The organism is Ancylobacter mangrovi (assembly GCF_024752335.1).
In the GTDB taxonomy this organism is placed as follows: Bacteria; Pseudomonadota; Alphaproteobacteria; order Rhizobiales; family Xanthobacteraceae; genus Ancylobacter; species Ancylobacter mangrovi.
Window position 1 is genome coordinate 395,370 of the sequence record NZ_JANTHY010000005.1, and the last position, 18,472, is coordinate 413,841.

The window sequence follows — 18,472 nt, forward strand, 5'->3', positions numbered from 1 at the left end:
TCGCGGCCGCCGTCTTCTTCGACGTCACGCATATAGCATGTGTCCGTTCTGGTCCGCATTGCCAGAGCGCGCCGCTCCGCTTATCCCACACTCCGGCGCATGCTTACAGCCCCGCCGGCCCGCAGGGAGATCGGTATGACATCGCATGGGGATATAGGGCAGAAAATCGCCGTCGTCGGCGGTGGCGCCAGCGGCCTCATCGCGGCCCTCGCCTTCGCCTCGGCCGGGTTTCCCGTCCGGCTCGTCGCGCCCGACCGCGCGCCGGACCCGCGCGCCACCGCGCTGATGGACGGCTCGGTCCGGGCGCTGCGCGCGCTCGGCCTGTGGGACGCCCTCGCCCCCTCCGCCTCGCCGCTGCGCATCATGCGGGTGATCGACGGCACGAAGCGCCTGCTGCGCGCGCCGCAGGTCGATTTCCGCGCCGACGAGCTGGGGCTCGAGGCCTTCGCCTGGAACATCGAGAACGAGCCGCTGCTCGCCGCGCTGGAGACGGCGGTGACGGAGAATGCGGGAATCGAGCGGGTGGCGGGCCGGGTCAGCCGGCTTGAGAAGGAGCCCGGCGGCATCCGCATTCGGCTCGAGGATGGCGGGCAGGTCGACGCCGCGCTCGTCGCCGCGGCGGACGGGCGGCACTCGCCCTGCCGCACCGCGATGGGCATCGGCATGCGGGTCCACGACTACCCGCAGGTGGCGGTGACCGCGACCCTCGCCCATGACCGCCCGCATGGCGACGTCTCGACCGAGTTCCACACCGAGACCGGCCCGTTCACGCTGGTGCCGCTGCCCGGCCAGCGCTCGAGCGTGGTCTGCGTGGTCAGCGCCCGCGAGGCCGAGGCGCTGGTTGCCATGACGCCCGACGCCTTCGCCCGCGCGATCGAGCGGCGCGCCCATTCGGTGCTCGGAGCGATGCGGCTCGACTCCCCGCGCGGCAGCTTCCCGCTGAGCGTGCGCACCGCCGACAGCTTCGCGCGTGGCCGCGTCGCGCTGATCGGCGAGGCGGCGCACATCATCCCGCCCATCGGCGCGCAGGGGCTCAATCTGGGCATCCGCGACGGCGCCACCCTCGCAGAGCTCGTCGCCAATGCCGCCCGTGCCGGCGCCGATATCGGCGGGCCGGAGGTGATGGAAGCCTATGAGCGCCGGCGGCGGGTCGACGTCGATGGCCGCCGCGTCGCGGTCGACCTGCTGAACCGCTCGCTGCTGAGCGACCTGCTTCCCGTCGCCGGGCTGCGCGGCATGGGGCTGTGGCTGCTCGGCCGCTCGCCGATGGTCCGCCGCACCGTGATGCGCGAGGGCGTGGGCCCGAGCCGCGACGTGCCGCGCCTCATCGCCGGCGAGCCGGTTTGATAAAACGCTTTATATTTTTCCTATAATAGTCTGATTTTGCGAATTCTTGATCGCCTCGTCTGGCGCCCGTTCGACGACGTGTCGGGTGCGAGCGGCTCATCCGCCATCGGCATCATGCAAGCCGCCAGCGGGAGGGCCGGCACAAGCGGCGTGACGTAGGCAGTGATGATGCCGGGCCCCGCCGCGTCCGCTCTCCGGCGTAGGCGCTCATCGCCCGCCCTACGCCGACGGACGGCGCAACGGCGGGCCACCCGCGCTTTGCTCACGCGCCTATCATGCGGGCCGCGCATGGAGAGCGGCCCCGGCGGGCATGCCGGTTGCATTGCCGCTTCGGGATGAACCCGATAGAGAGGGGCCGTTGCGGCCCCCGACGGGACCGCAGATCGAGGTCGTGGCAATGATGACGAAGGCGAGGAACGCCAAATACCGCATCGGGCAGGTCGTGCGTCACCGCCACTATTCCTTCCGGGGCGTGGTGTTCGACGTCGACCCGGAATTCGCCAATACCGACGAGTGGTGGGAAGCCATTCCCGAGCATATCCGCCCGACCAAGGACCAGCCCTTCTACCATCTGCTGGCGGAGAATTCGGAGACGGAATACGTCGCCTATGTCTCCGAGCAGAATCTCGAGCCGGACAATTCCGGCGAGCCGGTGCGCCACCCCCAGGTCGAGGAGATGCTGGCGGCCGATGGCGACGGCGGCTGGCGGGTGCGTTCGGAGCGGCTGCAATAGCCGTCCCGCCTTCCGCGTCTTTCCCGCAAGCCCTTAAACGACAACGCCCGGCACGAGGCCGGGCGTTCGATTCACGGTGCGTCTGATCGCGCGGATCACTGCGCGGGCTGGGTGCCCTTCAGCTTCTCGGCGCCGAGCTTCTCCAGACCCTGCTTGGTCTGCTCGTCGCGCTTGGCGGCTTCGCTCTGAAGCTCCTCCTGGCGGGCCTTCACCTTGTCCTGGATCTTCTTCAGCTCGGCGTCGAACACCTTCGGGTCGGTCGGCGGGCCGTCATAGACCTTGGCGAAGTCGCCGAGGCCGATCGGATAGGAAATGACGCGGCCGACCGCGTTGGCGACCTGCAGCGTCAGGCCCGGCGCCTTCTTCATGCGGTCGATGAAGCCCTGGTCGATCTGCACGTCGCCGCGGCAGACCTGGTTGTCGCACATGATGAAGGTGCCGAGGATCGGCTGCTCGTTGGCGAGCGCGACGCGGAAGCCGTTACGCAGCAGCAGGCCGGTCGGGAAGGAGACGATGAACGCCTTCTTCGGATCGTCCTTCACCTCGAAGATGCCGAAGCGCACCAGGAACTGCCCGGTATCGGTGATGATGGTCTGCTCGAGGTTGCAGACCTCCTTGTTGATCGTCGGCTCCTGCTGGCAGTGCTTCACCCACGGAATGGGGAGCGCAGGGATCGGCTGGTTGGTCGGCTGCTGCTGCTGGCCGTTCGCCGGCGGCTTGGGCGCCGGCTTGGCCTGCTGGGCGTTGGCGGTCGCGGCACCGCCGACCAGCGACAGAGCCAATACGGCGCCGGCGAGGTTGCGCGCGAGAAGGGAGCGTTTGGTCATATCAGGTTCCTGTCGTGCGAACCGCGATGGAAACAGAGGACAGCGGACGCCCTTGGCGCCTACTCGGAGGGGGCTGTCTCCCGTCCAAATGAGGCGACAGAGTGACCCTCGGCAATTCCGGTGGCAGTTCATGTTAGACATGAGTGCGGGGATCGCGACTCGAAATGGTGACCGGGAGACAAAGCGTGATCGGTATCACCCGCCGAGCCTTGATGCGCAACGCTCTTCTGGCCGGAAGCGGCACGGTTTGCGCACGTTTCCTGCCTTTCCCGGCTCATGCGGCGGATGAACCCACCCCCGGCGCGGCACCCGCCCACGGCATCGCGATGCACGGGCGCCCGCTCTATCCGCCCGGCTTCTCCCATTACCGCAGCGTCAACCCGGACGCCCCCAAGGGCGGGCAGCTCGTGCAGGGCGCGGTGGGCGCGTTCGACAGCCTGAACCCCTTCGTCGTGCGCGGCACGGCGCCGCCCTTCGTGCGCTGGAACATCGTCGAAAGCCTGATGGCGCGCAGCCCCGACGAGGCGTTCACCTGCTACGGGCTGCTGGCCCACGGCGTGCGCACCGACGCCGCGCGCTCCTTCGTCGCCTTCGAGATCGACCCCGCCGCCCGCTTCTCGGACGGCTCGCAGGTGACGGCCGACGACGTGCTGTTTTCCTTCGAGCTGCTGCGCGCAAGGGGGCGACCGAACCACCGCACCTATTACGGCAAGGTGGCCAATGCCGTGGTCACGGGGCCGCTGGCGATCCGCTTCGAGTTCGGCGTCGTCGACCGCGAGCTGCCGCTGATCCTCGCCCTCATGCCGGTGCTGGCGCGGCACGCGGTCGACGAGGCGCGCTTCGAGGAGACGAGCTTCACCGCCCCGCTCGGCAGCGGCCCCTACGAGGTCGCCGACGTGAAGCCGGGCGACACGGTGGTGATGAAGCGGCGGCCGGACTATTGGGGCCGCGACCTGCCGGTGAACCGCGGCAACTACAATTTCGACGTGCTGCGCTACGACTTCTACCGCGACGTGAACAGCCAGTTCGAGGCGTTCAAGCGCGAGCTCTACGACATCCGCTTCGAGACCGACCCCGGGCGCTGGAAGACCGGCTACGACATTCCCGCCGTGCGGCAGGGCCGCATCATCCGCGAGGAGGTCGAGGACGGCAAGCCGAAGCCCTATTCGGCGCTGGTCTTCAACATGCGCCGCGAGGTGTTCGCCGACGTGCGGGTGCGCCAGGCGATGACGGAGCTGTTCGACTTTCCCTGGGCCAACGAGAATCTCTATTACGGCCTCTACCGGCGCAACGGCAGTTTCTATGACGGCTCCGAGCTCTCCGCCCGCGGCCGCCCGGCCGAGGCGCAAGAGCGCGAGCTGCTGGCGCCCTTCCCCGACGCGGTGCTGCCCGAGGTGATGGACGGCACCTGGGAGCCGCCGACCTCCGACGGCTCGGGCCGCGACCGCCAACGACTGCGTCGCGCGCTCGACCTGTTCCGTGAGGCGGGTTGGGAATTGCAGGGCGGCACCCTCGCCGCGAGCAAGACCGGCAAGCCGTTCGCGCCCGAGCTGATCGTCGGCACCAAGGACCAGGAGCGCCTCGCCCTCGCCTATCAGGCGATGCTCAAGCGCGCCGGCGTGACGCTCTCCATCCGCCTCGTCGACAGCGTCCAGTTCGAGGCCCGCAAGCAGAACTACGAGTACGACATGGTTCCCTACATCTGGGACCAGTCGCTCTCGCCCGGCAACGAGCAGGCGTTCTATTTCGGCTCGGCCGCCGCCGACATGCCCGGCACGCGCAACTTCATGGGGCTGAAGAGCCCGGCGGCGGACGCGATGATCGAAGCGCTGCTCGCCGCCCGCGAGCGGCAGGATTTCGTCTTCGCGGTGCGCGCGCTCGACCGCGTGCTGATCTCGGCGCGGTTCTCGCTGCCGCTGTTCTACACGCCGACGCAGTGGATCGCGCGCTGGCGCCAGATCCAGCGGCCGAAGGAGGTGGCGCTGGCCGGGACGCTGGCGGAAAGCTGGTGGCAGAGCGAGCTGTAACCTGCCCATACGGCAGGCGGGGCGCCGTGCCCGGCGCCCTGACGGTAGGATGTGCCGGCGAGTTTGCTGGGGACCTTGCCGCCACACTCCGAGGAATCATTGACCTTGATGGCACGAAGCGCTGGACAGGCCGGCCGGAAAGCGTTCCTTAAGGGCGGCCGCCCGTGGCGCCTGCAGCGGTGAACGCTGAGCCACACCGACCGTTTCGGAGTTCGATTCATGCGCTACGCCGCGTTTCCCGTGCTTGCCCTGCTGATGACGGCGCCCGTCGCGGCACTCGCGCAATCGTCGATCACGGTGCATCCCGGCCCCACCGGCCAGCCGCAGCCGGGCGGCGGCGTCGAGATCAACATCCCGACCGTCAACAACCCGAACTATCTCGACTACGGCCCGCTGCCGGACCCGCGCGGCTCCGACAAGTCGATGGACTACATGAACCAGGCCGGCGGCAACGACCCGATCTTCTCCGGCCCCGGCTCGGACAATGATTCCGACATCCTGCCCGACAATGACGGGGCCTACGACGCCCCGATCGAGTGAGCGCGGCTGACGCCACGCCTATTTCGCGCCCCGACCGGCGCCGCCGCCGCCGGCCCCGGCCCGGCCGCTTCGTCGGCCAAAGCGCCCCCTGCACGACGCCCTAGGCTGCTTTGGCGCCCTGCTCGGCGATCTTCGCCAGCTCCTTGAGGATGACGCCGGTGCCGCGCAGCCGCGCGGTCGGGTTCGGCCAGTCCTCGGAGAACACCACCTTGCCGTCGGGGCGCATCTTCGCCACCACATGCGGCTTGCCGACATACTGGATGAAGCCCGCCGGGTTCGGGAACTTGCCTTCGCGGAAGGTGAGCACCATGCCGCGCGGGCCGGCGTCGACCTTCTCCACATTGGCGCGCCGGCACAGCGCCTTGATGGCCACCAGCTTGAGCAGCAGCTCCACCTCCTCCGGCAGCGGGCCGAAGCGGTCGACCAGCTCGGCGCCGATGGCCTCGATCTCCTGATCGGTCTCGAGGTCCGCCAGCCGGCGATAGAGGCCGAGCCGCACGTGCAGGTCCGCGACGTACTCCTCGGGGATCAGCACCGGCATGCCGATGGAGATCTGCGGCGACCACTTGTCCGCCACCGGCGCGGTGATGCCGGCCTTCAGGTGGGCGATCGCCTCCTCCAGCATCTCCTGGTAGAGCTCGTAGCCGACCTCCTTGATGTGGCCGGACTGCTCGTCGCCGAGCAGATTGCCGGCGCCGCGTATGTCGAGGTCGTGGCTGGCGAGCTGGAAGCCGGCGCCGAGCGTGTCGAGCGACTGCAGCACCTTCAGCCGGCGCTCCGCCTGCGCGGTGAGCACCTTGTTGACCGGCAGCGTGAAGATCGCATAGGCGCGGGTCTTGGAGCGGCCCACCCGCCCGCGCAGCTGGTAGAGCTGGGCGAGGCCGAACATGTCGGCGCGGTGGATGATCAGCGTGTTCGCGGTCGGGATATCGAGGCCGGATTCGACGATCGTGGTCGACAGCAGCACGTCGAACTGCCCGTCATAGAAGGCGGACATGATCTCCTCGAGCTGCGTCGCCGCCATCTGCCCGTGGGCGACGGCGACCTTCACCTCCGGCACCTCCTTGTCGAGGAAGTCCTTCACCTCGGCGAGGTCCTCGATGCGCGGGCACACATAGAAGCTCTGCCCGCCGCGATAGCGCTCGCGCAGCAGCGCCTCGCGCACGATCAGCGGATCGAACGGCGTGACGAAGCTGCGCACGGCGAGGCGGTCGACCGGCGGCGAGGCGATGATGGAAAGCTCGCGCACGCCGGTCATGGCGAGCTGCAACGTGCGCGGGATCGGCGTCGCGGTCAGGGTCAGCACGTGCACCTCGGCGCGCATCTGCTTCAGCCGCTCCTTGTGGCCGACGCCGAAATGCTGCTCCTCGTCGACGATGACGAGGCCGAGATCCTTGAAATTAATGGTCTTGCCGAGCAGCGCATGGGTGCCGACGACGATGTCCACCGTGCCGTCGGCGAGCCCCTTCTTGGTCTCGGCGAGCTCCTTGGAGGAGACCAGCCGCGAGGCCTGGCGCACCACCACCGGCAGCCCCTTGAAGCGCTCGGAGAAGGTCTTGAAATGCTGGCGCGCGAGCAGCGTGGTGGGCACCACCACTGCCACCTGCTTGCCGTTCAGCGCCACCGCGAAGGCGGCGCGCAGCGCGACCTCGGTCTTGCCGAAGCCAACATCGCCGCACACCAGCCGGTCCATCGGATGGCCGGAGCCGAGATCGTCGAACACCGATTCGATCGCGGCTTCCTGATCCTCGGTCTCCTCATAGGGGAAGCGGGCGCGGAACTCGTCATAGAGCCCGCTCGCCGGCACCAGGCGCGGCGCGTCGTTGAGCTGGCGCTGCGCGGCGATCTTGATGAGCTCAGCCGCCATCTCGCGGATTCGCGAGCGCATCCGCGCCTTGCGGGCCTGCCATCCGCCCCCGCCGAGCCGGTCGAGCTGGGCCTCGGTGTCTTCCGAGCCGTAGCGCGAGAGGAGTTCGATGTTCTCCACCGGCAGGAACAGCTTGGAGCCTTCCGCATAGTGGATCTCGAGGCAGTCGTGCGGCGCACCCATCGCCTCGATGGTCGTCAGCCCGACGAAGCGGCCGATGCCGTGGTCGACATGCACCACGAGGTCGCCGGCGGTAAGCGAGGTCAGCTCGGCGATCACGTCCTGCGGACGGCGCGCCTTGCGCTTGGGCCGCACCAGCCGGTCGCCGAGGATGTCCTGCTCGCCGATGACGACAAGCCCGTCGGTCTCGAAGCCGGCCTCGATGCCGAGCACCGCGAGCGCGATGATGCCCTTCGGCAGCGCCTCGGCCGCGTCGCGCGTGCCCACCGTCTGCGTGCCCTTGAGGCCGTGATCGGCGAGCACGGTGGAGAGCCGGTCGCGCGAGCCGTCCGACCAGGCGGCGAGGATGGTGCGCTTCTGCTTGGCAAGGTCGCGCAGATAGTCCGCCGCGCTCTGGAAGACGTTGCCCTCCGGGTCCGCACGCTCGGGCGCGAAGGAGCGCGCGGGGCGGCCGGCGAGGTCGACGATGTCCTTCGATTCGGGAAGCGCGAAGGCGGACAGGGCGATGCTCGGCGCCGCCTCGCGCCCGCGCTTCCACTCCTCGGCGGTCAGGTAGAGCGCGTCGGGCGGCAGCGGCTTGTAGGGCGCGCCGGCGCCGCCATGCTCCATGCCCTCGCGGCGGGCGTCGTAATAGTCGGCGATCTGCTCGAGCCGGGAGGCCGCCGCGTCGTCGTCCTGAGCCTCCATCACGATCGGCGCATCGGGCGCGTAGTCGAACAGCGTGTCGAGCCCGTCATGCAGCAGCGGCAGCCAGTGCTCCATGCCCGGATAGCGGCGCCCCTCGCTGATCGCCTCGTACAGCAGGTCGCCGCGCTGGGCGGCGCCGAACTGGGCGACATAGGCCATGCGGAAGCGGCGCATGGTCTCGGTAGTGAGCTGGAACTCGCTCATCGGCACCAGGTCCAGCGCGCGCATCTGCATCGCCGTGCGCTGGGTCTCGGGATCGAAGGAGCGGATCGATTCCAGCGTGTCGCCGAAGAAGTCGAGCCGAACCGGCTGCGGCAGGCCCGGCGGGAACAGGTCGATCAGGCCGCCGCGCACGGCATATTCGCCGGTGTCGCGCACGGTCGAGGTGCGCTGGAAGCCGTTCATCTCGGCCCAGGCGATGACCTCGTCGATCGACAGAGCGTTGCCCGGCGCGGCGGAGAAGGACTGCGTGGCGACCAGCGCGCGTTTCGGCACGCGCTGCAGCGCGGCGTTCACCGTGGTGAGGACAATGCTGCCGCCCTCGCGCCCCTTCACCCGCGACAGGCGGGCGAGCGTGGTCATGCGCCGCGCGACCACCGCGCCGTTGGGCGAGGAGCGGTCATAGGGCAGGCAGTCCCAGGCCGGGAAGGTCAGCACCTCGACGCCGGGGGCGAAGAAGACGAGCGCGCGCTCCATCTCCGCCATGCGCTCGGCGTCGCGGCAGATGACGATCAGGGTCGGCCAGGGGCCGTCGACCTTGGCGGCGAGCGCGCGCGCAAGGTCGGCCACCACCAGCCCTTCCATCCCGGACGGCACGTTGGAAAGCGTCAGCGTGCGCCCCGGCGCGAGACGGGACGCGATGTTCGGCAGCGCAGTCTTCATAGCTCGGGAACGCCCTCGCCCGACAGGTGGAAGTGGCGGAAGCGGTGGAACACCGGCGTGTCGAAGCCTTCCGGCGGCGCGCCGCTCGCCAGCCAGCCGAACAGGTCCGGGTCCTCGACCTCGATGAGGCGCTCGAAGTCGAGCACGTCCGTGTCCGACATCTCGCCGATCAGCGCGTCGGTGAAGCGGCCCATCAGCAGGTCCATCTCGCGCGTGCCGCGATGCCAGGCACGGAAGAGGATGCGGCGGCGGCGGGCGTCGAGCCCGGCACTGGAACGCGTGGTTCCGGACATTTCTGAATCCCTGTCTGCGCAGGTGCAGCGCGAAAGGCGCTGTGTTTAGCGCGCCGCGCGCGACCTGTCAGGACTACATATGGAGCGCGGTGCGTATCTCTGCCCGGCGCGTTGCGCAGGGCGCGCGCTTCGTCCACCTTCCCGCCTCATGCGGCCGGATATCCTCAATCCCTATTTCGCGGCGATCACCGACCTGCCCGGCATCGGGCCGAAGCTCGCCCGCCCGTTCGAGCGGCTGCTCGGCCGCGAGGGCGGCGCGCGGGTGCTCGACCTGCTGCTGCACCTGCCAGCCTCCACCATCGACCGCCGCTCGCGCCCGACCCTGTCGCAGGTGGTGCCGGACACGGTGGTGACGCTCGAAGTGCGGGTCGACCGCCACGCGCCGACCCCGCGCGGCTCGCGCGCGCCCTACCGCATTTACGCCCATGACGAGACCGGCGACATCGTCATCACCTATTTCAAGGGCGACCGGAACTGGCTGGAGCGGCTGCTGCCGGTGGGCGAGACGCGGTGGATCTCGGGCACCGTCACGCTCTATGACGGCATCCCGCAAATGTCACATCCGGACCGGGTGGTGGACGAGGCCGGGCTGGCGAAGCTGCCGCCGATCGAGCCGGTCTACCCGCTGGTCGAAGGGCTCGGCCAGGGCCATCTGCGCCGCGCCATCGAGGCCGCGCTCGCGCGCACCGGCGAGCTGCCGGAATGGCAGGAGGCCGCGCCGGCAACGGGCTTCCATGCGGCGCTGGTCCAGGTGCACCAGCCGCGCGAGACGGCGGATGCGAGCCCGCTCGGCCCGGCCTGGAAGCGCCTCGCCTATGACGAGCTGTTCGCCGGCCAGCTCGCGCTCGCCCTGGTGCGCGGGCGCACGGTGAAGGATGCGGGGCGCCCCAGCACGGGCGACGGGCACGTCGCCCGCCGCATCGAGGCCGCCCTGCCCTTTACGCTCACCCGCTCGCAGGTCACGGCGCTGGAGGCGATCCGAGCCGACCTCGCCTCGCACGACCGGATGCTGCGCCTGCTGCAGGGCGATGTCGGCTCGGGCAAGACGGTGGTGGCGCTGCTCGCCGCCGCGACGGTTGTCGAGGCGGGACGGCAGGTGGCACTGATGGCGCCGACCGAGATCCTCGCCCGCCAGCACCTCAAGACCATCGCCCCGCTCGCGCAGGCCGCCGGGCTGCGCGTCGCCCTGCTGACGGGGCGGGAGAAGGGGCGCGCGCGGGCCGACCTGCTCGCGGCGCTGGAAGCGGGCGAGATCGACCTCGTGGTCGGCACCCATGCCCTGTTTCAGGAGGGCGTCGCCTTCCGAGACCTCGCCCTCGCGATCGTCGACGAGCAACACCGCTTCGGCGTGCACCAGCGCCTCGCCCTCGCCGCCAAGGGCGCGGCGGTCGACGTGCTGGTGATGACGGCGACGCCGATCCCGCGCACGCTGGTGCTCACCTATTTCGGCGACATGGATTCGAGCGAGCTGCGCGAGAAGCCGGCCGGGCGCAAGCCGATCGACACCCGCGCCCTGCCGACCGAGCGCATCGACGAGGTGGTGGCGAGCCTCGGCCGGGCGATGGCCGAGGGCCGGCGCGCCTACTGGATCTGCCCGACGGTGGAGGAATCCGAGAACTCCGACCTCGCCGCAGCCGAGGCCCGCTACGAGGATCTGCGCCAGTATTTCGGCGATCGCGTCGGGCTTGTGCACGGCCGCATGAAGGGCGCGCAGAAGGACGCCGCCATGGCCGCCTTCGCCGCCGGCGAGACCCAGCTTCTGGTGGCGACGACGGTGGTCGAGGTCGGCGTCGACGTTCCGGAGGCGAGCATCATCGTCATCGAGCACGCCGAGCGCTTCGGCCTCGCCCAGCTCCACCAGCTTCGCGGACGCGTTGGGCGCGGCGATGTCGCCTCCACCTGCCTGCTGCTCTATCGCCGCCCGCTCGGCGAGATAGCCCGCCAGCGCATCGAGGCGCTGCGGGCCTCCGAGGACGGCTTCTTCCTCGCCGAGGAGGACCTGCGCCTGCGCGGGGAAGGCGACGTGCTCGGCACCCGCCAGAGCGGGTTTCCCGGCTTCCGGCTCGCCCAGTTGGACATCCATGGCGACCTGCTCGTCGCCGCCCGTGCCGAGGCGCTGGAGATGGTGCGCACCGACCCCGACCTCGCCGGCCCGCGCGGGGCGGCGCTGCGGCTGCTGCTGCATATTTTCGAGCGCGACGTCGCCGTGAAGTTGCTGGGCGCGGGCTGATGACTACATGACCCTGCGGGACCAATCTGGCGCGGTGGCGATGCAACCGGCGGACGACAGGCAGGCGCAGCCCTATTCGACGGCCTCACCCCTGCGCTGGGTGATGTTCGCCGCCGGCTGGCTGTGCGTGGGGATCGGCATCGCCGGCATCATCCTGCCGGGCCTGCCGGGAACGGTGTTCCTGATCCTCGCCGCCTGGCTGTTCTCGCGCTCCTCGCCGCGCTTCGAGGCGTGGCTGCTCGGCCATCCGCGTCTCGGCCCTTCGGTGGTGGCGTGGCGCGAGAAGGGCGCGGTGCCGCGCTGGGCGCAGTTCGTCGCCACCGGCAGCATGGCGGCGAGCTTCGGCGTGCTGGTGCTGCTCGGCTTCTCGCTGCCGATGCTCGGCCTGCTGGGCGCGATCTTCGTCGCCGTCTCGGCCTATCTCCTCACCCGGCCGACCGCATGACGGCACCGGCGGGCCTCATCCTTGCCGGCGGGCTGTCGCGCCGCATGGGCGGCGGCGACAAGGGGCTGCGCGAGATCGCCGGCCGGAACCTGCTGGCGCGCGTCGTCGACCGGATCGGCCCGCAGGTTGCCCCGCTGCTGCTGAACGCCAACGGGCCGGCGGCGCAGCTCGGCCTCGACCTGCCGCTCGTGCCCGACGATCTGCCCGGCCGGCCGGGGCCGCTGGCGGGAATCCTCGCCGGGCTCGACCACGCCGCCCGGCACCTGCCGCAGGCGCGCTGGCTGCTGACCGTGCCGGCCGACTGCCCGTTCCTGCCGCGCGACCTCGCCGCACGGCTTGTCGCCGCCGCCGCTGAGACCGGCGCCGCCTGTGCGGCCTCGGGCGGGCGAGTTCATGGCGTGGTCGGCGTGTGGAGCCCGGCGTCTCGCGAGGCGCTGCGCCGGCTCGTCGTCGAGGAGGAGGTGCGCCGCGTCGACGGCTGGGTCGCGCGCGCCAATGCGGCTACGGTCGAGTGGCCGGTGGCGCCCTACGACCCGTTCTTCAACGTCAACACGCCCGACGACCTCGCCGAGGCGGAGCGCATCCTCGCCGCCTATCCGGCCGCCTGAGGGTCCGGCAGGCGCCAGGGCACGCGCTCGACCGGCACCGCATGGCGCTCGACCGCGTCGGCGATCGCCTCGACATCGTCGAGCCCGATCACCGGCAGGGCCACGTCCGGCAGCGCGCTGTCCGAGGCGATGGCGACGATGTGGGGGTCCTCGGGGTGGAGGAACGGCTTGCCGACCTCGGCGCGGTGGATCTCGATCTTGGGATGGTGGTCGCGCTTGTAGCCCTCGACCAGAACGAGGTCGACCGGCGCCAGATGGGCGAGCAGTTCCAGCAGCTCCGGCTCGGGCGCGCCGCGCAGCTCATGCATCAGCGCCCAGCGATTGGCCGAAGCAACCAGCACCTCGGTGGCGCCGGCCATGCGGTGGGTGTGGGAATCCTTGCCCGGCTTGTCGACGTCGAAATTGTGGTGGGCGTGCTTGAGCGTCGAGACGCTGTGCCCGCGCGCGACCAGCACCGGGATCAGCCGCGCCAGCAGCGTGGTCTTGCCCGCGCCGCTCCAGCCCGCAAAGCCGATGACACGCATCGCCGCCTCCCGCGTCGCCTCAGCCATCCTCGCCTCCCTCGTGACGTTCCGCCAGATCGGCCTCGCGCAGCGCCAAGTCAAGGCGGCGCCGGCCATGGCGTCATCGCCCGTTCCAATCGCCTGCCGGCCCCGCCGGCGCGCGAATTCGCTTGCCGGCGGAACGGGCGCGGTCTAGTGCCGCGCGCGGAGAGGCATGATGGACGACGACGCGAATGGCGGGCCGGTGCGGCTCGATCTGAAGGGGCTGAAATGCCCCCTGCCCGCCCTGCACACGCGCCGCGCGCTGGAGCGGGCGGTGCCGGGCGCCCGGATCATCGTCGAATGCACCGACCCGATGGCGGCGATCGACATCCCCCACCTCGTGAACCAGACCGGCAACGAACTCGAAGACGCGCAGACGGCGGCACTGCCGCTGGTGTTCCGCATCCGCAAGCGGGCGGAGCCGGTGTCCGGCTAGGCGATCAGGCGGCGGCGTCCTGCCAGTCGAAGGGAAGCGGCGCCTCGCGGAAGGCGAAGCGGTCGAGATGGCGCGCGACGACGCCCTTCATGCGTTCGAGAAGCTCCGCGTCGGACGCGTCGATGCGCACGTCCAGCGCCTCGGCGCTGGCCTTCATCTCGGCGAGTGCGCCGTCGGGCAGCTTCACCCGCCCCTCTTCCGGCGTGAACTCGACCTCCAGCTTGTGCGCCCAGTGCTTGCAGAGCTGCTGGAGGTAGCGGCTGCCATGGGCGGTCGGCACGTGTGCGTGGGTGGATACCATCAAACTCTCCTCACCCAGGGTCAAACGAATGGACAAGCCTGTCCCGTGCCGGCCTTATATAGGCGGTGCGCCGATGGCGCGTGGGGGTGTTTCATGAAATTCCGTCGTCTCAACCTCGCCGTGGCGATGCTCGCGGCCTGCGTCCTTGCCGTGACCCTTCTGGCCGGCGCATCCGGCGCCGCCGCGCAGACCTCCCCGCGCCCGCCCTGGGCCTCGCCGCCGGTGACCGCCTCGAAGGGTCAGACCCTGCCCACGCGGGCGCAGACCCATGTCTATCTGCTGCGCGGCCTGTTCGGCGTGTTTTCGACCGGCATGGACAGCCTCGCCAAGGAACTGGTCTCGCGCGGCTATGTCTGCGAGGTCTATGGCTGGGACGAGGCGGAGAAGGTGATCGCCCAGATCGACGCCCGCCACGATGCCGGCCATACCGGGCCGGTGGTGGTGATCGGCCATTCGCTCGGCGCCAATGCGGTGATCCAGGTGGCGACGGCGGTGGACGCGCAGGCGATCCCGGTCGCGCTCGGCGTGACCTTCGACGCCACCGAGCCGGCGCCGGTGCCGGACAATGTCGAGGTCTTCGTCAACTTCTGGGCCAAGGACGGCTTCGGCCGGCCGGTGGTCGCGGTGCCGGGCTATCCCGGGCAGCTCGAGAATTACGACCTGTCGGGCGTTCCGGGCATCGACCACACCAGCATCGACTCCATGGACCAGTTCCACCAGTACATCATCGCCTCGCTCGAGAGCATGACGGGCAACTAGCCGCGTGCGCGTCCCCATTCCTCCCCGCCAAAGGCGGCGCCCGTCATGGAAGTGACAGGCGGAACTGGGGCGGCGGAAGGCCCGCGCGCGAGCCTGCGCGACTGGACGGCGCTCGCCGTCATCGCCGTGCCGTGCCTCGTCTACGCGATGGACCTCACGGTGCTGAACCTCGCCGTGCCGCACCTCGCGCTCGACCTCGCGCCCTCGCCGGCGCAGTTGCTGTGGATCGTCGACATCTACGGCTTCATGGTCGCGGGCACGCTGATGCTCATGGGCACGCTCGGCGACCGCATCGGCCGGCGCCGGCTGCTGATGGCGGGCGCAGCGGCGTTCGGCGCCGCCTCGCTGCTCGCCGCCTTCGCCCGCAGCGCCGAGGAGCTGATCGCGGCGCGGGCGCTGCTCGGCATCGCCGGGGCGACGCTGGCGCCTTCGACCCTCTCCATGGTGCGCAACATCTTCCTCGACGAGCGCGAGCGCAGCTTCGCCATCGGCGTGTGGATCGCCTGCTTCTCCTCCGGCGCCGCCCTCGGCCCGCTCGTGGGCGGGGTGATCCTCACCTATTTTTGGTGGGGCGCGGTGTTCCTCGCCGCCGTGCCGGTGATGATCGCGCTGCTGCTGGTCGCGCCGCTGCTGCTGCCGGAATTCCGCAACCCGAACGCGGGGCGGCTCGACATTCTCAGCGCCGTCCAGTCCATCCTCGCCTCGCTGGCGGTGATCTACGGCATGAAGCGGACGGCCGAGAGCGGGCCTGATCTCGTCGCCGCGCTGGCGATCGTGCTGGGGCTCGCGGTCGGCGCGCTGTTCATCGCCCGCCAGAAGCGGCTCGAGGATCCGATGATCGACCTCGGCCTGTTCCGCCATCCGGGCATCGGCGCCGCGCTCATGCTCAACGTCACGGCGATGCTGGGGGCGATGGGGATCTTCATCTTCATCTCGCAATATCTCCAGCTCGTGCTCGGCATGAGCGCGAAGGAGGCCGGGCTCTGGACGGCGCCGTCCGGCGTGTGCTTCGCCCTCGGCTCGCTCGCCACGCCCTGGCTGGTCCGCCGCTACCGCATCGTCGACGTGCTGAGCCTGACCCTGCTGCCGGCGGCGCTCGGCTTCCTGCTGCTGATGTGGGTCACGCCGCAATCCTCGATGGCGGTGATGACGTCCGCCATCGTCCTGATCAGCCTCGGTCTCGCGCCGGTCGGCATGCTCTCGACGGATCTCGTGATGCGGGTCGCGCCGCTTGAGCGCGCCGGGGCCGCCTCCGGCATCTCGGAGGCGAGCTTCGAGTTCGGCGGCGCGCTCGGCATCGCCGTGCTCGGCAGCCTCGTCACCGCGACCTACCGGGTGGCGATGAATGGGGCGGACCTCTCCGGCCTGCCGCCCGCGGCGGCGGAGCATGGGCGCCGCTCGCTCGACGGGGCGGTGAGCGCGGCCGCCGCCCTGCCGCCGGAAGCCGCGGCGCGGCTGATGGAGGCGGCCGAGGCCGCCTTCTCGCTCGCCTTCGGCCGCGCCGCGCTCGCCTGCGTCGGTGCGACGCTGGTCGGGCTCGCTATCGTCCGCTGGCGCCTGAACCGGCTCTGACCGGGCGCAGCCTCCAGTTCGCCATGGACTGGAACACGCCGTCGCGGAAGGCGATGGCGTGCATCAGCGCCGCGCCGATATGGGCGAGGATCAGCGCGAACAGCGCCAGCGCCAGCACGGTATGCGTGGTCCTGAGGAGGGCGAACACCATGTCGTTCTGCGGCAGGATCGGCGGCAGAACGAGGCTGCCATAGAGGACGACCGGGTAGCGCGCCGCCGACAGCATCGCCCAGCCGACAAGCGGCACGGCGAACATCAGCGCGTAGAGCGCGACATGCGAGGCATGGGCGGCGAAGGCCAGCACGCCGGGCATGCCGGCCGGCAGGGCCGGCGGCGGGCTGACCCGCCGGTTGAGCAGCCGCACCGCCGCCAGCACGAGGATGGCGATGCCGAGCGGACGGTGGACCGACAGCAGCCAGTGATAGTCGGCCAGCGAGGCCTGCATGCCGATGCCGATGAACAGCATGGCGATGATCATCAGCGCCATCAGCCAGTGCAGCAGGCGCGAGAGTGCGGGAAAGGCGGGGCTCATTGGGGCGGGGCTCATTGCGGCGCGCCTCCTTGGGCGGGGAACTGCACCTCGCTCGGCGATTTGGGCTCGCCGGCCCGGCGGGTGAAGGAAACCGAATAGGCGGCGGAGCGGGCGCTGAGCAGCGGATCGTCCGAGGGCTCGATGCCCGCCGGCAGCACCAGCGGATCGAAATTCACATCGCGGCAATTGCCGGCGGCCTCGGCCTCGATGTGGTCGATGGTGAGGGTGCCGAGGTCCACCTTCTGCCGGTCGTCCGGCCAGGGCAGCGTCGCATCGGCGGTCGGGTCGCCCGGCTGGCCGATGGTGGCGACCAGATGCCACTCGACCGGCCCGCGCGCGAGCCGCGCCGCGAGATCGTCGAACAGGTAATCGGGGTCGGGCGTGCCGGGCTGGTCGGCCGGTTCGGCGACATAGGGATCGACCGCCACCATGGCCCAGCGCACCGGCGTCACCGTGCCGTCGGCGGCGACGAAATGGAACGCGTCAAGGCTGTTGTAGCTCGCATTGGCGAAGCCGCTGGCGAAGGGCCGCGCGCTGATCCGCTTGAGCGCCGCCGCCACCTCGGGATGCGCGCCGAAGAAGGCGGAGACCCGTGCCGGGTCCGGCTTACCGGTCGCCGGGTCGGGTGCGGTAGCCGTCATCAGCCCTGTGAAATCCTGCGCCGTGGGCACCGGGAACACCGGGATGTCGTTCATGCCGGTGCGCCATTCCTCGCCGCCGGGAAGCTCGAAGCGCAGCGCGAGGCTGCGCACCTGTGTCTTGTTGTCGGGCACGAAGGGCTTGCCGACCGCGACCGCGAAGCGGCCCGTCACCGGCAGCGTGCCGGGCGCGAAGACGACGGCCTTCGACAGGTGCTGGCCGGCGCCGTTGCTCTCGAAATGGCCGGCGATGCAGGCGCCCTTGGTGTGGTTGCGCCGGAAGCCGGGGTGCACGCCGTTGATCTGCTGGAATGTGTCGACGATCGCGCGCTGCGTCAGCCGGCCCGGCGTAAACAGCCCGCCCGCATAGGCGAGCCCGCCGGCGAGGGCGAGCGCGACAACGGCGGACGCGCCCAGCGCCGCCAGCAGGCGCGGGCCGGGCGGCCAGAGCCGGTAGGTGTCTTTGGAAGGATCGGGTTCGCTCTGCATCGACTGCCCTCTGCCCGTGGACGCTGGCGCGGATGCGTTTATTCCGAGCCTTTTACCACGATGCGGCATCGGACGGACATGGTCGTGTCAATTGCGACGCGATCTGCGCAAACGCACGCCCGCGTCTGCGGGTCGTCTCGCGGGAATCGGAGGCCGCCTCGGCAACACCCTTTGGATTGATGCATCCGCTTGACTCGGCGGCCGGATGCGTGCTCCGGTACCTCACCTAGAGGCAGCCTCGCCATTCGGCTGGATCGCTGCCGGCATCGGTCCCGCAGGCATCCGCAAGGGTGCGGCCGGGAGGTCCCGAAGTGTTTTCGCCGTCCGGCCGTCGTGGGACGCGACCTGTCGAGGAATCGACCTGATCCCTTGCAGTTCGTTCGTCCGCGTCGCCGCGTTTGCGAAATCCTTTTCCGCTTTCCCGAGGCCCGATCTCCCATGCATCCGATCTTCAGCGTCGTCCTGCGCGTAGCGCTCGTCCTGTTCACCATCTGGCTGCTGGTGCGGCTGTTCGCGCACTGAGCCGGCGGCCTT

Annotated in this window: 18 protein-coding genes; 11 read left to right on the top strand and 7 right to left on the bottom strand. The window is 70.3% G+C overall.

The features are described from left to right. Positions 1 to 135: 135 nt before the first annotated feature. Both NVS83_RS15240 and hspQ read left to right on the top strand, forming a co-directional pair. Positions 136 to 1,347: a UbiH/UbiF family hydroxylase gene (locus NVS83_RS15240; protein ID WP_258740074.1), complete on the top strand. Its 1,212-nt coding sequence runs from the start codon at positions 136 to 138 to the stop codon at positions 1,345 to 1,347. A 400-nt stretch (positions 1,348 to 1,747) separates the two neighbouring features. Further along, entirely contained in the window at positions 1,748 to 2,080 is a 333-nt protein-coding gene (hspQ, locus tag NVS83_RS15245) for a heat shock protein HspQ (RefSeq protein ID WP_258733874.1), read from the top strand. 95 nt (positions 2,081 to 2,175) lie between these two features. Here the strand turns inward: hspQ and NVS83_RS15250 are convergent, their stop codons facing one another. Then, entirely contained in the window at positions 2,176 to 2,907 is a 732-nt protein-coding gene (locus NVS83_RS15250; protein WP_258733751.1) for an invasion associated locus B family protein, read from the bottom strand. 326 nt (positions 2,908 to 3,233) lie between these two features. On the opposite strand from NVS83_RS15250, the gene NVS83_RS15255 reads away from it, so the two are divergent. Both NVS83_RS15255 and NVS83_RS15260 read left to right on the top strand, forming a co-directional pair. Then, the gene (locus NVS83_RS15255) at positions 3,234 to 4,934 is read left to right on the top strand and encodes an extracellular solute-binding protein (protein WP_258740075.1); all 1,701 of its coding nucleotides are present in this window, start codon (positions 3,234 to 3,236) and stop codon (positions 4,932 to 4,934) included. A 219-nt stretch (positions 4,935 to 5,153) separates the two neighbouring features. Further along, a complete protein-coding gene (locus tag NVS83_RS15260) occupies positions 5,154 to 5,474 on the top strand; it encodes a hypothetical protein (protein ID WP_258740076.1) in 321 nt (106 codons plus the stop codon). Between the two features lie 100 nt (positions 5,475 to 5,574). Here NVS83_RS15260 and mfd read toward each other — a convergent pair whose 3' ends face one another. Continuing rightward, positions 5,575 to 9,090, bottom strand: a complete 3,516-nt coding sequence (gene mfd, locus NVS83_RS15265; RefSeq protein ID WP_258740077.1) for a transcription-repair coupling factor — start codon at positions 9,088 to 9,090, stop codon at positions 5,575 to 5,577. Beyond that, positions 9,087 to 9,383, bottom strand: a complete 297-nt coding sequence (locus tag NVS83_RS15270; RefSeq protein WP_258740078.1) for an FAD assembly factor SdhE — start codon at positions 9,381 to 9,383, stop codon at positions 9,087 to 9,089. The genes mfd and NVS83_RS15270 overlap by 4 nt, the downstream gene beginning before the upstream one ends. Before the next feature lie 148 nt (positions 9,384 to 9,531). On the opposite strand from NVS83_RS15270, the gene recG reads away from it, so the two are divergent. The 3 genes from recG (at position 9,532) to mobA (ending at position 12,666) form a co-directional block, all read left to right on the top strand. Beyond that, positions 9,532 to 11,613: an ATP-dependent DNA helicase RecG gene (recG, locus tag NVS83_RS15275; RefSeq protein ID WP_258740079.1), complete on the top strand. Its 2,082-nt coding sequence runs from the start codon at positions 9,532 to 9,534 to the stop codon at positions 11,611 to 11,613. Between the two features lie 103 nt (positions 11,614 to 11,716). Next, entirely contained in the window at positions 11,717 to 12,058 is a 342-nt protein-coding gene (locus NVS83_RS15280; protein WP_258740126.1) for a YbaN family protein, read from the top strand. Continuing rightward, a complete protein-coding gene (gene mobA / locus NVS83_RS15285; RefSeq protein ID WP_258740081.1) occupies positions 12,055 to 12,666 on the top strand; it encodes a molybdenum cofactor guanylyltransferase MobA in 612 nt (203 codons plus the stop codon). Before NVS83_RS15280 ends, mobA begins: the two co-directional genes overlap by 4 nt. Here the strand turns inward: mobA and mobB are convergent. Next, positions 12,651 to 13,190, bottom strand: a complete 540-nt coding sequence (gene mobB / locus NVS83_RS15290; protein WP_258740127.1) for a molybdopterin-guanine dinucleotide biosynthesis protein B — start codon at positions 13,188 to 13,190, stop codon at positions 12,651 to 12,653. The genes mobA and mobB overlap by 16 nt on opposite strands. Positions 13,191 to 13,386: 196 nt before the next feature. Between mobB and NVS83_RS15295 the strand changes: the two genes are divergently transcribed. Beyond that, on the top strand, positions 13,387 to 13,647 hold the full coding sequence (locus NVS83_RS15295) for a sulfurtransferase TusA family protein (RefSeq protein ID WP_258740082.1): 261 nt from the start codon (positions 13,387 to 13,389) through the stop codon (positions 13,645 to 13,647). 4 nt (positions 13,648 to 13,651) lie between these two features. Here the strand turns inward: NVS83_RS15295 and NVS83_RS15300 are convergent, their stop codons facing one another. Beyond that, positions 13,652 to 13,948 (bottom strand): DUF2218 domain-containing protein, encoded by a 297-nt coding sequence (locus NVS83_RS15300; protein WP_258740083.1) that lies wholly within the window; start codon positions 13,946 to 13,948, stop codon positions 13,652 to 13,654. Positions 13,949 to 14,041: 93 nt separating this feature from the next. On the opposite strand from NVS83_RS15300, the gene NVS83_RS15305 reads away from it, so the two are divergent. Next, positions 14,042 to 14,707 (top strand): alpha/beta hydrolase family protein, encoded by a 666-nt coding sequence (locus NVS83_RS15305; protein WP_258740084.1) that lies wholly within the window; start codon positions 14,042 to 14,044, stop codon positions 14,705 to 14,707. Positions 14,708 to 14,752: 45 nt separating this feature from the next. After that, entirely contained in the window at positions 14,753 to 16,279 is a 1,527-nt protein-coding gene (locus NVS83_RS15310) for an MFS transporter (RefSeq protein WP_258740085.1), read from the top strand. Here NVS83_RS15310 and NVS83_RS15315 read toward each other — a convergent pair. Together NVS83_RS15315 and NVS83_RS15320 are read right to left on the bottom strand one after the other, a co-directional pair. After that, complete coding sequence (locus NVS83_RS15315) at positions 16,248 to 16,826, bottom strand: cytochrome b (RefSeq protein ID WP_258740086.1); 579 nt, start codon at positions 16,824 to 16,826, stop codon at positions 16,248 to 16,250. The genes NVS83_RS15310 and NVS83_RS15315 overlap by 32 nt on opposite strands. Further along, positions 16,823 to 17,938 carry a catalase family peroxidase gene (locus NVS83_RS15320; RefSeq protein ID WP_258740087.1) on the bottom strand — a complete coding sequence of 372 codons (1,116 nt, stop codon included), beginning with the start codon at positions 17,936 to 17,938 and terminating at the stop codon, positions 16,823 to 16,825. The genes NVS83_RS15315 and NVS83_RS15320 overlap by 4 nt, the downstream gene beginning before the upstream one ends. A gap of 369 nt (positions 17,939 to 18,307) precedes the next feature. On the opposite strand from NVS83_RS15320, the gene NVS83_RS15325 reads away from it, so the two are divergent. Continuing rightward, on the top strand, positions 18,308 to 18,460 hold the full coding sequence (locus tag NVS83_RS15325) for a hypothetical protein (protein ID WP_258740088.1): 153 nt from the start codon (positions 18,308 to 18,310) through the stop codon (positions 18,458 to 18,460). Positions 18,461 to 18,472 lie beyond the last annotated feature (12 nt).

What these genes read in the sequence shown, in the direction of transcription:
- NVS83_RS15240 (WP_258740074.1), top strand. Translation starts at nt 136, where the DNA reads ATGACATCGCATGGGGATATAGGGCAGAAAATCGCCGTCGTCGGCGGT.
- hspQ (WP_258733874.1), top strand. Translation starts at nt 1,748, where the DNA reads ATGACGAAGGCGAGGAACGCCAAATACCGCATCGGGCAGGTCGTGCGT.
- NVS83_RS15250 (WP_258733751.1), bottom strand. Translation starts at nt 2,907, where the DNA reads ATGACCAAACGCTCCCTTCTCGCGCGCAACCTCGCCGGCGCCGTATTG.
- NVS83_RS15255 (WP_258740075.1), top strand. Translation starts at nt 3,234, where the DNA reads ATGCACGGGCGCCCGCTCTATCCGCCCGGCTTCTCCCATTACCGCAGC.
- NVS83_RS15260 (WP_258740076.1), top strand. Translation starts at nt 5,154, where the DNA reads ATGCGCTACGCCGCGTTTCCCGTGCTTGCCCTGCTGATGACGGCGCCC.
- mfd (WP_258740077.1), bottom strand. Translation starts at nt 9,090, where the DNA reads ATGAAGACTGCGCTGCCGAACATCGCGTCCCGTCTCGCGCCGGGGCGC.
- NVS83_RS15270 (WP_258740078.1), bottom strand. Translation starts at nt 9,383, where the DNA reads ATGTCCGGAACCACGCGTTCCAGTGCCGGGCTCGACGCCCGCCGCCGC.
- recG (WP_258740079.1), top strand. Translation starts at nt 9,532, where the DNA reads ATGCGGCCGGATATCCTCAATCCCTATTTCGCGGCGATCACCGACCTG.
- NVS83_RS15280 (WP_258740126.1), top strand. Translation starts at nt 11,717, where the DNA reads ATGTTCGCCGCCGGCTGGCTGTGCGTGGGGATCGGCATCGCCGGCATC.
- mobA (WP_258740081.1), top strand. Translation starts at nt 12,055, where the DNA reads ATGACGGCACCGGCGGGCCTCATCCTTGCCGGCGGGCTGTCGCGCCGC.
- mobB (WP_258740127.1), bottom strand. Translation starts at nt 13,190, where the DNA reads ATGCGTGTCATCGGCTTTGCGGGCTGGAGCGGCGCGGGCAAGACCACG.
- NVS83_RS15295 (WP_258740082.1), top strand. Translation starts at nt 13,387, where the DNA reads ATGGACGACGACGCGAATGGCGGGCCGGTGCGGCTCGATCTGAAGGGG.
- NVS83_RS15300 (WP_258740083.1), bottom strand. Translation starts at nt 13,948, where the DNA reads ATGGTATCCACCCACGCACACGTGCCGACCGCCCATGGCAGCCGCTAC.
- NVS83_RS15305 (WP_258740084.1), top strand. Translation starts at nt 14,042, where the DNA reads ATGAAATTCCGTCGTCTCAACCTCGCCGTGGCGATGCTCGCGGCCTGC.
- NVS83_RS15310 (WP_258740085.1), top strand. Translation starts at nt 14,753, where the DNA reads ATGGAAGTGACAGGCGGAACTGGGGCGGCGGAAGGCCCGCGCGCGAGC.
- NVS83_RS15315 (WP_258740086.1), bottom strand. Translation starts at nt 16,826, where the DNA reads ATGAGCCCCGCCCCAATGAGCCCCGCCTTTCCCGCACTCTCGCGCCTG.
- NVS83_RS15320 (WP_258740087.1), bottom strand. Translation starts at nt 17,938, where the DNA reads ATGCAGAGCGAACCCGATCCTTCCAAAGACACCTACCGGCTCTGGCCG.